The sequence below is a fragment of the Thermomonospora curvata DSM 43183 genome, assembly GCF_000024385.1.
Lineage (GTDB): Bacteria > Actinomycetota > Actinomycetes > Streptosporangiales > Streptosporangiaceae > Thermomonospora > Thermomonospora curvata.
Genome location: NC_013510.1, coordinates 2,691,935 through 2,705,711 on the forward strand (window position 1 = coordinate 2,691,935; position 13,777 = coordinate 2,705,711).

Sequence of the window (13,777 nt, forward strand, 5' to 3'; positions counted from 1 at the left end):
GCCGACGAATTCCCGCGTAGCATCGACGGCGTGGCAGACAGCGCGCCCCGGGCCGAGGGGGAACGAGCGCCGGCCTCCCGGCGACCGGGGATGCCGGTGGGACGGCCGTTTGGGATCCCGGTGTACATCTCACCGAGCTGGTTCCTCGTCGCCGTGGCGATCACCGTGATGTTCGAGGGGCAGGCGCGCCGGGTGGCCGACGTCCCGTTCAGCTACGCGGTGGCCTTCGCCTACGCCGTGCTGCTGTACGGCTCGGTGTTCGTGCACGAGCTGAGCCACGCCGTGACCGCCCGGCTGTTCGGCATGCCGGTGCGCTCGGTCACCTTGCACCTGCTGGGCGGGGAGACCGCCATCGAACGCGACTCGCCCACCCCCGGCCGGGAGTTCGTGATCGCCTTCGCCGGCCCGGTGGTGAACCTGGTGCTGGCCGGGCTGGGCGCGGCGGTGCAGCTGCTGGTGCCGCTGCCGCCGGTGGGCGCGCTGCTGGTGGCGGCGCTGACGGTCACCAACCTGCTGGTCGGGTTGTTCAACCTGCTGCCGGGGCTGCCGCTGGACGGCGGCCGGCTGGTGCGCGCGGTGGTGTGGAAGATCACCGGCCGGAGCGGGCACGGCACGGTCGCGGCCGCCTGGGTGGGCCGCGGCGTGGCCGTCTTGACCCTGGGCGCCGGCGCGGTCCTGGCCGCCGGCTCTCTCGGCGGGCTGAGCTGGCTGTCGCTGCTGTGGTCGGCGCTGGTGGCCGCCTTCATCTGGATGGGCGCCGGCCACGCGCTGCGCGCCGAGCGGATGCGCGCCCGCATCCCCGCTCTGCAGGCCCGGCGCCTGGCCCGCCGGGCGGCGCTGGTCACCGCCGATCTGCCGGTGGCCGAGGCGGTGCGGCGGGCCCGCGAGCAGGCCGCCGGGGCGCTGGTGGTCGTCGACCACCGGCAGCGTCCCATCGCCCTGGTCAGCGAGCACGCGGTGCGCGCGGTGCCCGAGCGGCGCCGCCCCTGGCTGGGCGTCGGGGAGGTCTCCCGCACCCTGTCCCCGGAGCTGACGCTGCCGGCGGACCTGTCGGGGCAGGCGCTGATCGACGCGCTGCGCCGCGTCCCCGCCTCCGAATACCTGGTGGTGGAACCGGACGGCCGGGTGTACGGGGTGCTCACCGCCGCCGACATCGACCGCGCCTTCGCCGGGGCGTGAGACCGGCTCTGTCCGGTCCCCGCGGCCACTAGCCTTGATGACCATGACCGAACCGCAGCCGACCCGCACCCCGTCCGATGCCCCGCCCCGCGCCATGGGCCGCATCCCGCACGGGCCGTTCCGGGCCGGCGACCAGGTTCAGCTGACCGACCCCAAGGGGCGGGTCAACACCATCACCCTGCAGCCGGGCAAGTTCTTCCACTCCCACAAGGGCGCCATCGCCCACGACGAGATCATCGGCAGCCCCGAAGGCAGCGTCTTCCGCTCCACCGGCGGCACCGAGTACCTGGCCTTCCGCCCGCTGCTGGCGGACTTCGCGCTGCGCATGCCGCGCGGCGCCGCCGTCGTCTACCCCAAGGACGCCGCGCAGATCGTGGCGATGGCCGACATCTTCCCCGGCGCCCGCGTGGTGGAGGCCGGCGCCGGCTCGGGCGCGTTGACCTGCTTTCTGCTGCGCGCGGTGGGCGAGCACGGGCTGGTGTCCTCCTATGAGCGGCGCCCCGACTTCGCCGAGGTCGCCCGCAGGAACGTGGAGACCTTCTTCGGCGGGCCGCCGCCGGCCTGGAGGCTGACCGTCGGCTCGCTGGAGGACTCGCTCGCCGAGACCGAGGTCGACCGGGTGGTGCTGGACATGCTCGCCCCCTGGGAGTGCCTGGAGGCGGTGGGCAAGGCACTGGTCCCCGGCGGGCTGGTGTGCGCCTACATCGCCACCACCACCCAGATGTCGCGGGTGGTGGAGGCGCTGCGCGAGCACGGCTCCTTCGCCGAGCCCTATGCCTTCGAGACCATGGTGCGCTCCTGGCACGTCGACGGCCTGGCGGTGCGTCCCGACCACCGGATGGTGGGGCACACCGGTTTCCTGGTGACGGCGCGCCGCCTGGCCGACGGCGTCACGCCGCCGCCGCGGCGCCGCCGGCCGGCCAAGGGCGCCCACCCCGCTCCCGAGGAGACCTGATCCCGCCGTCCGGTGCGCCGGGCGGACGAGGGTGAGTGAAATCGCATCACGGGTCGCACTTCACCACCGGTGGCGGTGTTCACGCCGATTCCACAATTGCAGTCAGTGGATTTCGGACATCGGGCCCGCGTGGCCGGGATGCGAGAACTTCGCGTGCGGCTCGGGAATGAAGCCAGATCCCTGCGGTGTTCCAGTGTTTTCCGGGATGTGCTCCCGGGGGCTCCAGGTCGCCGCAGAGCCGCCGTGATCGGCCTGGCACGACACGAGCACCCCAAGGGCAGGTTACGGAAGCCCTCCGGATAGGTAGGGTCTGAGTAGGTCGTCGGCTCTCTTCTTGAGGAGGTGACGGGGCGTGGCCGCTCGTGACGATGCTGGGGCGCGCAAAGCGCAGCACGACGCGGAGATACACGATCTCCGGTCGCAGGTCTCCATGCTGGAGGAGGAGGTCTCCGTGCTGCGCCGCAAGCTCGCGGAGTCCCCGCGTCAGATTCGTGTGCTGGAAGACCGCCTCCACGAGACACAGGCCAAACTGGCCGCCGTGACCGGGCAGAACGAACGTCTTGTCGCGACCCTCAAGGAGGCCAGGGAGCAGATCATCGCGCTCAAGGAAGAGGTCGACCGGCTGGCGCAGCCGCCTTCCGGTTTCGGGGTCTTCCTCGGGGCCCGGGAGGATGGAACGGTCGATATCTTCACCGGCGGCCGCAAGCTGCGGGTGAACGTCAGTCCCTCGGTGGACGTCTCGCAGCTCAAGCAGGGCCAGGAGGTCCTGCTCAACGAGGCGCTCAACGTCGTGGAGGCCCTGGGCTATGAGACCCAGGGCGAGGTGGTCATGCTCAAGGAGCTGTTCGACGACGGTGAGCGAGCCCTGGTCATCGCCCACGCCGACGAGGAGCGCGTGATCAAGCTGGCCGAGCCGCTGCGCGGCGTGCCGCTGCGCGCCGGCGACTCGCTGATGCTCGAGCCGCGCTCCGGCTACGCCTACGAGAAGATCCACAAGGCCGAGGTCGAGGAGCTGGTGCTGGAAGAGGTCCCCGACATCACTTACGAGGAGATCGGCGGCCTGGGACCTCAGATCGAGCAGATCCGCGACGCGGTCGAACTGCCCTACCTGCACGCCGATCTGTTCCGCGAGCACAAGCTGCGCCCGCCCAAGGGCGTGCTGCTGTACGGCCCGCCCGGCTGCGGCAAGACCCTCATCGCCAAGGCGGTGGCCAACTCGCTGGCCAAGCAGGTGGCCGAGAAGACCGGCCAGGAGGGCAAGAGCTTCTTCCTCAACATCAAGGGCCCCGAACTCCTCAACAAGTACGTCGGGGAGACCGAGCGGCACATCCGGCTGGTCTTCCAGCGCGCCCGGGAGAAGGCCTCGGCCGGCACCCCGGTGATCGTGTTCTTCGACGAGATGGACTCCATCTTCCGCACCCGCGGCTCGGGAGTCTCCTCGGATGTGGAGAACACCATCGTCCCGCAGCTGCTCAGCGAGATCGACGGGGTGGAGGGGCTGGAGAACGTCATCGTCATCGGCGCCTCCAACCGCGAGGACATGATCGACCCGGCGATCCTGCGGCCCGGCCGGCTGGACGTCAAGATCAAGATCGAGCGGCCGGACGCCGAGGCGGCCAAGGACATCTTCTCCAAGTACCTGGTGCCCGGCCTGCCGCTGCACCCCGATGACCTCGCCGAGCACGGCGGCAGCGAAGAGGCCACCATCGAGGCGATGATCCAGCGGGTCGTCGAGCGGATGTACGCCGAGACCGAGGAGAACCGCTTCCTGGAGGTCACCTACGCCAACGGCGACAAGGAGGTCCTGTACTTCAAGGACTTCAACTCCGGGGCGATGATCCAGAACATCGTCGACCGGGCCAAGAAGATGGCCATCAAGCAGTACCTGGAGACCGGGCAGAAGGGACTGCGGGTCTCCCACCTGCTGGCCGCCTGCGTGGACGAGTTCAGCGAGAACGAGGACCTGCCCAACACCACCAACCCCGACGATTGGGCCCGCATCTCCGGCAAGAAGGGCGAGCGGATCGTCTACATCCGCACCCTGGTCTCCGGCAAGGCGGGCAGCGAGGCCGGGCGTTCCATCGACACCGTGGCGAACACCGGCCAGTACCTGTAAGGCACCGGCGGGACGCCCTGCGGGGCGTCACCCGGCCGATCTTCGCCGATGCGGCGGCCACCCGGCGTGGCCGCCGCATCGCTCTTTCCACGGCGCCGCCGGGCGCCCGGCGGCCTTTTCGGCGCGGCGATCGGCGGGATCGGGACACCGGCATGGGGCAAACCGGCTCGGCGGGGGTAAGAAGAAGCCGATGTCGTACGTATGCACCAGCCGCCGCGCCGGTGGCCCGCTGAGCAGCCGGGACCTTCTCCCGGCGCGCCCGGCGGCCGGCGACCGGCCCGCCGCGGCGTCACCGCGATCTGTTCCTGCCTCGTCTAAGAGGCCCCGATCGGCACTAGGCTCGGCGATATGAGTGTTCGGCGGGTGATGGGGATCGAGACCGAGTACGGGATTTCCGTGCCCGGTCAGCCGGGAGCCAACGCGATGGTGACCTCCTCGCAGGTCGTCAACGCCTATCTGGCCGCCTCGGCGGCACGGGCCCGGCGGGCGCGCTGGGACTTTGAGGAGGAGAACCCGCTGCGCGACGCGCGCGGCTTCGACCTGGCCAGAGAGGTGGCCGACCCGAGCCAGCTCACCGACGAGGACCTGGGGCTGGCCAACGTCATCCTCACCAACGGCGCCAGGCTGTATGTGGACCATGCGCACCCGGAGTACTCCGCTCCCGAGTGCACCAACCCGCGCGACGCGGTGATCTGGGACAAGGCGGGGGAGCGCGTGATGGCCGACGCCGCCCGGCGGGCGGCGATGGTGCCCGGCGCCCACCCCATCCACCTCTACAAGAACAACACCGACAACAAGGGCGCCTCCTACGGCTGTCACGAGAACTACCTGATGAAGCGGGAGACCCCGTTCTCTGACATCGTCCGGCACCTGACGCCCTTCTTCGTCTCCCGCCAGGTGGTGTGCGGGGCCGGGCGGGTCGGCATCGGGGTGGACGGCCGCGGCGACGGCTTCCAGATCAGCCAGCGCGCCGACTTCTTCGAGGTCGAGGTGGGGCTGGAGACCACCCTCAAACGGCCCATCATCAACACCCGCGACGAGCCGCACGCCGACCCGGAGAAGTACCGGCGGCTGCACGTCATCATCGGCGACGCCAACATGAGCGAGATCTCCACCTACCTCAAGCTCGGCACCACCGCCCTGGTGCTGTCGATGATCGAGGACGGGTTCCTGACCGTGGACCTGTCGGTGGAGATGCCGGTGGCGGCGCTGCGCGCGGTCTCCCACGACCCGACCTGCAGGCATCTGATCACGCTGCGGGACGGCCGCAAGATGACCGCCGTCCAGCTGCAGATGGAGTACCTGGAGCAGTCCCGCAAGTACGTGGAGGACCGCTACGGCTCCGATGTGGACGAGATGACCCGCGATGTGCTGGACCGCTGGGAGTCGGTGCTGCACCGCCTCGGCGAGGACCCCATGCAGCTGTCGCGGGAGCTGGACTGGGTGGCCAAGCTGGAGCTGCTGGAGGGCTACCGCAGCCGCGACGGCCTGGACTGGTCGCACCCGCGCCTGCAGCTGGTGGACCTGCAGTACACCGACGTGCGGCCGGACAAGGGCCTGTACAACCGCCTGGTGGCGCGCGGGCGCATGGAACGGCTGGTCACCGAGGAGGAGGTCCAGGCCGCCATCGAGAACCCGCCCACCGACACCCGGGCCTACTTCCGGGGGCGCTGCCTGCGCCAGTACGCCGACTCGGTGGCCGCCGCCTCCTGGGACTCGGTGATCTTCGACGTGCCCGACCGCGAGTCGCTGCAGCGCGTGCCCACGCTGGAGCCGCTGCGCGGCACCGAGCAGCATGTGGGCGCGCTGCTGGACCGCTGCCGCACCGCCTCCGAACTGGTCGCCGTGCTCACCGGGCAGAACTGAGACGGATTGCGCCCACCGGGGCGATCGCACAGTACTGACCGGTATGACCGTTTCAGTGAAGGGTGTGCGGGCGATAACCCTGTCAGGCAGCCCCTGGACAGCCGCAGCGCGAACCGGACGCCGAGGTCCGCTCGTCGTCGGTGATCGAAGATAGGGTGGGGGCACCGGCAGTGAGTGGAGGGAACCGATGGCCACTAGGGACACCGGCGGGCAGAAGCACACCACCCGTCGTGAGGAGGAGGTCGAGGAGACCCAGGCGGCGGTCGGCGAGGACGTCGCCGAACGCCACCAGAAGCTGTCCGACGACGTCGACGCCATCCTCGACGAGATCGACGAGGTCCTGGAGGAGAACGCCGAGGACTTCGTCCGTTCGTACGTGCAAAAGGGCGGACAGTGACGCCTGCCCCGGCCGCCTCCGGCCGTGCGGCGTCGGTCCACGAGGCATCCCGGTTGTGACCGCAGGGGCGGCCCATGGGGGCCAGACCCGGCCATCGCCCGGCTCGCAAGACCTTGCGAGCCGGGCGATGCGCTTTCCCGCTCCTTAGTTCCCGTTCCTTGGCCGCGGGCCGGCCTCAGGCTCCGGCCCGGGGGATCTCGCCGGTGGCGGGCCGGCTCCGCAGATCCTCCAGCGCGGCGGCGAAGGCGTCCGGCACGGGGAAGCCGTCCGGCGGGACGGGGATGCCGTGCGCCAGCCGGCACCAGGCCACGGCGACCGCGGCCGCCGCGCCCAGCGCGCGCAGCGCCGTGCCGGTGTCGGCGGGCCGGAAGCCCTCCGGCAGCGCGCCGCCGACCGGCCACAGCCGGCGCAGGGCGTGGTCGGGGCGGGCCAGCACCTCGCCCAGCAGCCCCCGCATCTCCGGGTCCAGCCAGTTGCCGATCGGGGGCGCCAGGTCGGGCCGGTAGCCGGCCAGGTCGGCCGCCAGCAGCGCCGCCACCGCGTGCCGCGGCTCGGTGAAGCCGCCCTCGTCCGGATCCCCGCACATCGGCCGCAGCGCCTCGGCCAGGTCGTAGCAGGCCATCTGGAAGTGCTCGCCGGGGGCGGTGTCGGTGAACATCATGGCCGCCAGCTGCGGCGGGCAGCGGCTCACCCATTCCCGTTCCAGCGCCTCATCCCCGTACGGCAGCGCCGGATGGTCCAGCGCCGGGTTGACCTGCAGCGGCTCGATGACCGACAGCAGCGCCGAGGCGCGCATCTTGAAACGGGGGTCGTCGCGCAGCGCCTGGGCGGTCATCACCATGCAGCGGACGATCTGCCCGGCGGCATCCGGCCGGCCCGCCCGCATCCGCTCGGCGTACAGGCCGATGAGGGCGCGCAGCGGCACCGGCGCCGGCCAGCGCAGCCGGCCGTGCCTGGCCGGCGGGTGGGCCAGGTAGGGCTCCCACAGGCTCAGCAGGCCGGCGCCCTCGCCGTCGTCGCTCGCGTCGAACACCGGCACCGACGCGCACCACAGCATCGCGCTCCAGGTGGCGGCGATGGTGCTGGGGGTGCCGTGCAGGAAGTGGCTCCAGCCCAGCGGGTAGTCGGCCGGGGGCGCCAGCGCCGCTTCGCCGATCACCGAGCGCAGCCGGTACAGCAGCGCGCCCGACACCGGCCGGCCGGCCACGGCCAGCGGCGGACCGTGGTCGAGGGCGAAGTCCGGACCGGCCGGCAGGATCTCCAGGGGCACCGGCGGCGGGCCGGTCCCGGCGGCGGGCCGGGCCGACCGCCGCAGCGCCGTGCTCTGCGGGGGAGCGGCGGGGTACCAGCGGCCGTCCACCGGATGCCAGCGGTACCAGCGGGCCCACGCCCCATACAGCCACCAGGAACGGTCCGGCAGGGACACCAGCAGCGGCAGCAGCGCCTGCTGCCGCTGCAGGGGGGCGGCACCGGCCCACCAGGGGGCGGCCACGGCGGCGCGGGTGTCGCGCTCGGCCCGGGTGAAGGCGTCGCCGTCGGGGGCGGGCTGCTCGGGCGGCGGGTAGGGCGCCGGCGGCGGCCACGGCGGCCCGCCGGGCGCGCCCGGCAGGGTCGGCCAGGGCGCTCGGCCCTGGTCGGCGGGCCATGCCGGCCGGCCGTACGGGCCGGTCGGCGGGCCAGGAGGTCCCCACACCACGTCGTCATCGTAGTGTCCCGGGCCTGCCCGCGTATGCGCCGAACCGCCCGCGCGGCCGCCGCCCGGCGGCGGGCGTGCGGGTTCGCCGTGGGCGGACTCTCCGAAGGATCATCCGGGCATGCGGGCCGAGCCGGTTGAACAGTAGGGTCGTAACCGTCCGCGCCGGTGAAGGTCCTACGGGGAACCGGTGCCATGGGTGAAGGGAAGGAGTCGCGTGGCGTCCCACGATTCATACACCGGACGTCTGCCGGGAGCGTTCATGAACCCGGGCACGTCCTCGTTCACCGAGTTCCTGGCGTCCTATAACCCGGATCTGCTGCCCGGCCGCCACATGACGGCCCTCGCCGGGGGAATGCCGGGGAACGTGGAGGCGCCCCATGCCACGACCATCGTGGCGGTGACGTTCCCGGGCGGAGTGGTCATGGCCGGTGACCGGCGGGCGACTGCGGGCAACATGATCGCACAGCGCGACGTGGAGAAGGTCTTCCGGGCCGATGAGTTCTCCGCGGTGGCCATCGCGGGCACCGCCGGGATCGGCATGGAGATCGTCCGGCTGTTCCAGGTGGAGATCGAGCACTACGAGAAGATGGAGGGCCGCACCCTCTCCCTGGAGGGCAAGGCCAACCGCCTGGCCACCATGATCCGCGCCAATCTGGGCATGGCCATGCAGGGGCTGGTGGCGGTGCCGCTGTTCGCCGGCTATGACACCGAGCGCGAGGTCGGCCGGATCTTCAGCTACGACCCCGCCGGCGGGCGCTATGAGGAGCACGAGCACCACTCCATCGGCTCCGGCTCGGTGTTCGCCCGGGGGGCGCTGAAGAAGCTGTGGCGGCCCGACCTGAGCGCCCAGGACGCCGCGCTGGTGTGCGTGCAGGCGCTGTACGACGCCGCCGACGACGACTCGGCCACCGGCGGGCCGGACCTGATCCGCAAGATCTACCCGGTGGTGGCCACGGTGACCGCCGACGGGTTCCGCCGTCTTCCCGAAGAGGAGGTCGGGGAACTGGCCCGCATCGTCGTCGACGGGCGTCACGACTCGCCGGGCGGGCCTACCGCCCCGCTGCGATAGAAGGGACCGACTCCGGTGACCATGCCGTTTTATGTTCCGGCCGAACAGCAGATGAAGGACAAGGCGGACTACGCGCGCAAGGGCATCGCGCGTGGCCGCAGCGTCGTCGTGCTGCAGTACGACGACGGCATCCTGTTCGTGGCCGACAATCCCTCCCGGGCGCTGCACAAGATCAGCGAGATCTACGACCGGATCGCCTTTGCGGCCGTCGGCAAGTACAACGAGTTCGAGACGTTGCGGCTGGCCGGTGTCCGCTACGCCGACATCAACGGCTACCAGTACGACCGCCGGGACGTGACCGCGCGCGGCCTGGCCAACGCCTACGCCCAGACGCTGGGCACCATCTTCACCGAGACGGCCAAGCCGTATGAGGTGGAGCTGGTGGTCGCCGAGGCGGGGCTGGACGCCGACAGCGACCAGATCTACCGGCTGACCTTCGACGGGTCGGTGCGCGACGAGCACGGCTATGTGGCGATGGGCGGCCAGGTGGACGCCGTCGAGCAGGCGCTCAAGGAGCGCTTCACCGAGGGGATGTCGCTGTCGGCGGCGCTGCGCGCCGGGGTGCAGTCGCTGGAGGCCCAGGAGAGCGGCCGGCGCCTGGAGGCCAAGGCGCTGGAGGTGGCGGTGCTGGACCGCAACCGCGAGCACCGGCTGTTCCGGCGGCTGCCCGCTCCGCGCATCGAGGAGCTGCTGGCCGAGGGGGCCTGAGCGGCCCGGGAACGCCGCGGGCCCCCGCCCGCGCCGGGCGGGGGCCGGATCGGCCCCGCCGCCGCGCTGAATTGATCTACAGCGTAAAGGGCGCGGGCGCTGTACCCGATCTCAAAAGCAACCAAACCTCTATTTCCGCCAGAACAAGCGGCCGACACAAAGCCGTGACCTGCGATGGCCCGGACGCCGGGCGCCGCCGCTCCCTCCCACCCCGAATCTCAAGATCGCATATTGAAAAAAAGCACATTGAGACTGTCGAGTCGGCCTCCGGGCACATAAGGTCGAGGTGTGGAGAGGCGGATCTTCGGGCTTGAAAACGAGTACGGGGTCACCTGCGTCTTCCGCGGGCAGCGGCGGCTGTCACCCGACGAGGTGGCGCGCTACCTGTTCCGCAGGGTGGTGTCGTGGGGCCGCAGCAGCAACGTGTTCCTGCGCAACGGCGCGCGGCTCTACCTGGACGTGGGCAGCCACCCCGAGTACGCCACGCCCGAGTGCGACAGCGTCATCGACCTGGTGACGCACGACAAGGCGGGGGAGCGCATCCTGGAGGGCCTGCTCGTGGACGCCGAACGGCGGCTGCGCGAGGAGGGCATCGCCGGGGACATCTACCTGTTCAAGAACAACACCGACTCGGCCGGCAACTCCTACGGCTGCCACGAGAACTACCTGGTGGGGCGGCACGGGGAGTTCGGCCGCCTGGCCGATGTGCTGATCCCCTACCTGGTCACCCGCCAGATCATCTGCGGGGCCGGCAAGGTGCTGCAGACCCCCCGCGGCGCGGTCTACTGCGTCTCCCAGCGCGCCGAGCACATCTGGGAGGGGGTCTCCTCGGCCACCACCCGCTCCCGCCCGATCATCAACACCCGCGACGAACCGCACGCCGACGCCGAGCGGTTCCGCCGGCTGCATGTGATCGTCGGCGACTCCAACATGAGCGAGACGACCATGCTGCTCAAGGTCGGCGCCACCGACCTGGTGCTGCGGATGATCGAGGCCGGGGTGGTGATGCGGGACCTGACGCTGGAGAACCCCATCCGGGCCATCCGCGAGGTCAGCCACGACATGACCGGCCGCCGCAAGGTCCGGCTGGCCAACGGCCGCGAGGCCAGCTCCCTGGACATCCAGAAGGAGTACTACGGCAAGGCCAAGGACTTCATCGACCGGCGCGGCGGCGACGCGGTCGCCCACCGGGTGCTGGACCTGTGGGAACGCACCCTGCGCGCGGTGGAGACCGGGGATCTGGACCTGGTCGCCCGGGAGATCGACTGGGTGACCAAGTACCAGCTCATCGAGCGGTACCGGCGCAAGTACGACCTGCCGCTCAGCTCCCCCCGGGTGGCCCAGCTGGACCTGGCCTACCACGACGTGCACCGCGGCCGGGGCCTGTACTACCTGCTGGAGCGGCGCGGCTCGGTGGAGCGCGTCACCAACGACCTGCGCATCTTCGAGGCCAAGTCGGTGCCGCCGCAGACCACCCGGGCCCGGCTGCGCGGGGAGTTCATCCGCCGCGCCCAGGAGAAGCGCCGCGACTTCACCGTCGACTGGGTGCACCTGAAGCTCAACGACCAGGCGCAGCGCACCGTATTGTGCAAGGACCCCTTCCGCGCGGTGGACGAACGGGTGGACAAGCTCATCGCAGGCATGTGACATAGCTGCCTTCGGGGTGACCAGCCGGTAGGGTGTGCGCTCAGTCAGGCCCCGTCACCCCGAAGGACGTCCATGCGCCGTCGTCTGATCAAGCTTTCGGCCGCGTTGGCGGCCGCCTCGCTGACGCTGACCGCCTGCCTGGGCGGCGATCTGCCGGTGAAGGTGACCGGTGAGTACGGCAAACGTCCGGAGGTGACCTTCCCCAAGGACGCCGAGCCCGGCGACAAGCTGGTGATCTCCACCCTGCACGAGGGGAAGGGCGCCACGGTGGCCAAGGGCGACCTGGTGGTGGCCTCCTATGTCGGCTACCGCTGGAACGGCGCCGGCAGCCGCCTGATCGACAGCAGCTACGCCGCCGGGCGTCCCAGCGCCTTCCCCTCCGGCAAGCTGATTCCGGGCTTGGACAAGGCGCTGGTCGGCCGGAAGGTCGGCAGCCGCGTCGCCGCCGTCATCCCGCCCGAGGAGGGCTACGGCGCGCAGGGCAACGCCCAGCACCAGGTCGGCGCGCACGACTCGCTGGTGTACGTGCTGGACCTGCACGCCACCTACTCCAAGAATTCCCGGGCCCAGGGCAAGACCCAGCCGCCGCCGGAGGCCACCCTGCCCGCGGTCGCCGACGCCGGGGCCGGCCGGGCGCCGAAGGTCACCGTCCCCCGCTCGGCCCCGCCCTCGACGCTGCAGGTGCGCACCCTGGTGGAGGGCTCGGGGCCGGCCGTGCGCGCCAACCAGCTGGTGGTGCTGCACTTCACCGGCGTGCTGTGGCGGACCGGCAAGGAGTTCTACTCCACCTGGAGCGAAGGGCGGCCCGCCGGGGAGATCCTGGGGGTGGGCCAGGACATCAAGGCCTTCGACGAAGGGCTGGTGGGCCAGAAGGTCGGCAGCCGGATGCTGCTGGTCGTCCCGCCCAAGTGGGGTTACGGCTCCCAGGGGCTGGCGCACTATGGGATCAAGGGCGACGACACGCTGATCTACGTCGTCGACATCCTCGGCGCCCACTGAAAGCCCACTGGCGCCGGGCGGTCACAGCACCGCGGCGGCGTGGCGGCCGGCGGCGGCCGCGGCCAGGAAGTAGGGCAGGTCCTCATCCAGGCGGCGGCCCATCGTCGACAGCCGCACGCCCCAGCGCCGCTCGGCCTCCGCCAGCGTCTGGTGCAGGCCGTCCACCGGGATGTGCACCAGCTCGTGCCGCTCACCGAGTGCGGCGGCCTGTTCGGCGACGCGCGCGCCGAACTCGCCGGGCAGCTCGGGCACCACCACCTCGGCCCGGGCCAGCGCCACCCGGCCATAGGCGGTCAGGCTGTGGTGGGAGACGCCGATGTGCCGCGCCCGCCGGTCGCCCTCGCTGACGCGCAGCGCGGCGATCGGGCGGCCCGCCAGCACCGCGGCGGCGTTGACCGCCTCGCCCGCCGACACCCCCGAAAACCCCCAGCGGGTGCCGCTGCCGAGGTTGCCCGGCCCCTGCGCCACCACCACCGCCTCGGCGCCGGCGACCAGCCGGGCGGCCAGCAGCCCGGTGTGCACCGTCACCGCCTCCAGGTCGCCGCCGAAGGCCTGCCCCACCGTGACGGTGGCGGCCAGCGCCCCGGCCTCCTTCAGCTTGGCGATCGACATCGAGAACCAGGCCGGCAGCGCGCCCCCGTCCGTCATCACGTACACCACGCGGCTGCCCGGGCGCTCCGCCAGCAGCCCGGCCAGGATCGCCGGCAGCGCCGAGTGCAGATCGGCGACGATCACCGGCATCCCCTCCAGGGAGTCGGCCTCGCGCAGCAGCTCATGGTGGGGGGAGCCCTGCTCGTCGGCGCCCAGCACGGTGGCCTGCAGCGGCGTGTAGCGGGCCTTGACCAGGTGGCCGGGGCCGGACGGGTCCGGCGGCAGCCGGTCGGGCACCGCCACCACCATCGCATAGCCGCCGGTGCCCAGCCCCATGGCCAGCGCGGTGGTGTTGAGCAGCACCTCATCCCCGGGCTCGGGGCGTCCCACCAGCGCCGGGTAGGCCAGCGCGCGCACCGTGCCGTCCGCGCCGCCGATGGCGACCTCCAGCTCGACCGCCCCGGACCATTCCCGGCGAACGCGTTCCACCCTGCCTTTGCGCCATCGGATCACGCCGGAAACGGTAGCGTCTTGGAAGGGACGATGACGGCAGC

11 protein-coding genes are annotated in these 13,777 nt (G+C 71.6%); 9 read left to right on the forward strand and 2 right to left on the reverse strand.

Features of this window, described 5'->3' with window-relative positions:
* Positions 1-90: 90 nt before the first annotated feature.
* The 5 genes from TCUR_RS11410 to TCUR_RS11430 all read left to right on the forward strand — a co-directional run bounded on the left by TCUR_RS11410 (position 91) and on the right by TCUR_RS11430 (position 6,513).
* Positions 91-1,179, forward strand: a complete 1,089-nt coding sequence (locus TCUR_RS11410; RefSeq protein WP_012852655.1) for a site-2 protease family protein — start codon at positions 91-93, stop codon at positions 1,177-1,179.
* A gap of 94 nt (positions 1,180-1,273) precedes the next feature.
* The gene (locus TCUR_RS11415; RefSeq protein ID WP_041441568.1) at positions 1,274-2,134 is read left to right on the forward strand and encodes a tRNA (adenine-N1)-methyltransferase; all 861 of its coding nucleotides are present in this window, start codon (positions 1,274-1,276) and stop codon (positions 2,132-2,134) included.
* A 352-nt stretch (positions 2,135-2,486) separates the two neighbouring features.
* Positions 2,487-4,250 carry a proteasome ATPase gene (arc, locus tag TCUR_RS11420; protein WP_012852657.1) on the forward strand — a complete coding sequence of 588 codons (1,764 nt, stop codon included), beginning with the start codon at positions 2,487-2,489 and terminating at the stop codon, positions 4,248-4,250.
* Positions 4,251-4,598: 348 nt separating this feature from the next.
* On the forward strand, positions 4,599-6,116 hold the full coding sequence (dop, locus tag TCUR_RS11425; protein ID WP_012852658.1) for a depupylase/deamidase Dop: 1,518 nt from the start codon (positions 4,599-4,601) through the stop codon (positions 6,114-6,116).
* Between the two features lie 187 nt (positions 6,117-6,303).
* Positions 6,304-6,513, forward strand: coding sequence for a ubiquitin-like protein Pup (locus TCUR_RS11430; protein ID WP_012852659.1), 210 nt, complete (start codon positions 6,304-6,306; stop codon positions 6,511-6,513).
* 175 nt (positions 6,514-6,688) lie between these two features.
* Here TCUR_RS11430 and TCUR_RS11435 read toward each other — a convergent pair whose 3' ends face one another.
* The gene (locus TCUR_RS11435) at positions 6,689-8,209 is read right to left on the reverse strand and encodes a hypothetical protein (protein WP_012852660.1); all 1,521 of its coding nucleotides are present in this window, start codon (positions 8,207-8,209) and stop codon (positions 6,689-6,691) included.
* Positions 8,210-8,468: 259 nt separating this feature from the next.
* Here TCUR_RS11435 and prcB point away from each other — a divergent pair, with 259 nt between their 5' ends.
* From prcB to TCUR_RS11455, 4 genes are all read left to right on the forward strand, one after another.
* Positions 8,469-9,278 (forward strand): proteasome subunit beta, encoded by an 810-nt coding sequence (gene prcB, locus TCUR_RS11440; RefSeq protein WP_041439558.1) that lies wholly within the window; start codon positions 8,469-8,471, stop codon positions 9,276-9,278.
* A gap of 21 nt (positions 9,279-9,299) precedes the next feature.
* Positions 9,300-9,986 (forward strand): proteasome subunit alpha, encoded by a 687-nt coding sequence (prcA, locus tag TCUR_RS11445; RefSeq protein WP_012852662.1) that lies wholly within the window; start codon positions 9,300-9,302, stop codon positions 9,984-9,986.
* A gap of 288 nt (positions 9,987-10,274) precedes the next feature.
* Positions 10,275-11,633 carry a Pup--protein ligase gene (pafA, locus tag TCUR_RS11450; RefSeq protein WP_012852663.1) on the forward strand — a complete coding sequence of 453 codons (1,359 nt, stop codon included), beginning with the start codon at positions 10,275-10,277 and terminating at the stop codon, positions 11,631-11,633.
* A gap of 72 nt (positions 11,634-11,705) precedes the next feature.
* Complete coding sequence (locus TCUR_RS11455) at positions 11,706-12,632, forward strand: FKBP-type peptidyl-prolyl cis-trans isomerase (protein ID WP_012852664.1); 927 nt, start codon at positions 11,706-11,708, stop codon at positions 12,630-12,632.
* A 21-nt stretch (positions 12,633-12,653) separates the two neighbouring features.
* Here the strand turns inward: TCUR_RS11455 and TCUR_RS11460 are convergent, their stop codons facing one another.
* Positions 12,654-13,736 carry a DUF3866 family protein gene (locus tag TCUR_RS11460; RefSeq protein WP_083789837.1) on the reverse strand — a complete coding sequence of 361 codons (1,083 nt, stop codon included), beginning with the start codon at positions 13,734-13,736 and terminating at the stop codon, positions 12,654-12,656.
* Positions 13,737-13,777: the final 41 nt, after the last annotated feature.

Excerpts from the sequence above, each read along its gene's own strand:
- TCUR_RS11410 (WP_012852655.1), top strand. The coding sequence starts at position 91 with ATGCCGGTGGGACGGCCGTTTGGGATCCCGGTGTACATCTCACCGAGC.
- TCUR_RS11415 (WP_041441568.1), top strand. The coding sequence starts at position 1,274 with ATGGGCCGCATCCCGCACGGGCCGTTCCGGGCCGGCGACCAGGTTCAG.
- dop (WP_012852658.1), top strand. The coding sequence starts at position 4,599 with ATGAGTGTTCGGCGGGTGATGGGGATCGAGACCGAGTACGGGATTTCC.
- TCUR_RS11430 (WP_012852659.1), top strand. The coding sequence starts at position 6,304 with ATGGCCACTAGGGACACCGGCGGGCAGAAGCACACCACCCGTCGTGAG.
- prcB (WP_041439558.1), top strand. The coding sequence starts at position 8,469 with ATGAACCCGGGCACGTCCTCGTTCACCGAGTTCCTGGCGTCCTATAAC.
- prcA (WP_012852662.1), top strand. The coding sequence starts at position 9,300 with ATGCCGTTTTATGTTCCGGCCGAACAGCAGATGAAGGACAAGGCGGAC.
- TCUR_RS11455 (WP_012852664.1), top strand. The coding sequence starts at position 11,706 with ATGCGCCGTCGTCTGATCAAGCTTTCGGCCGCGTTGGCGGCCGCCTCG.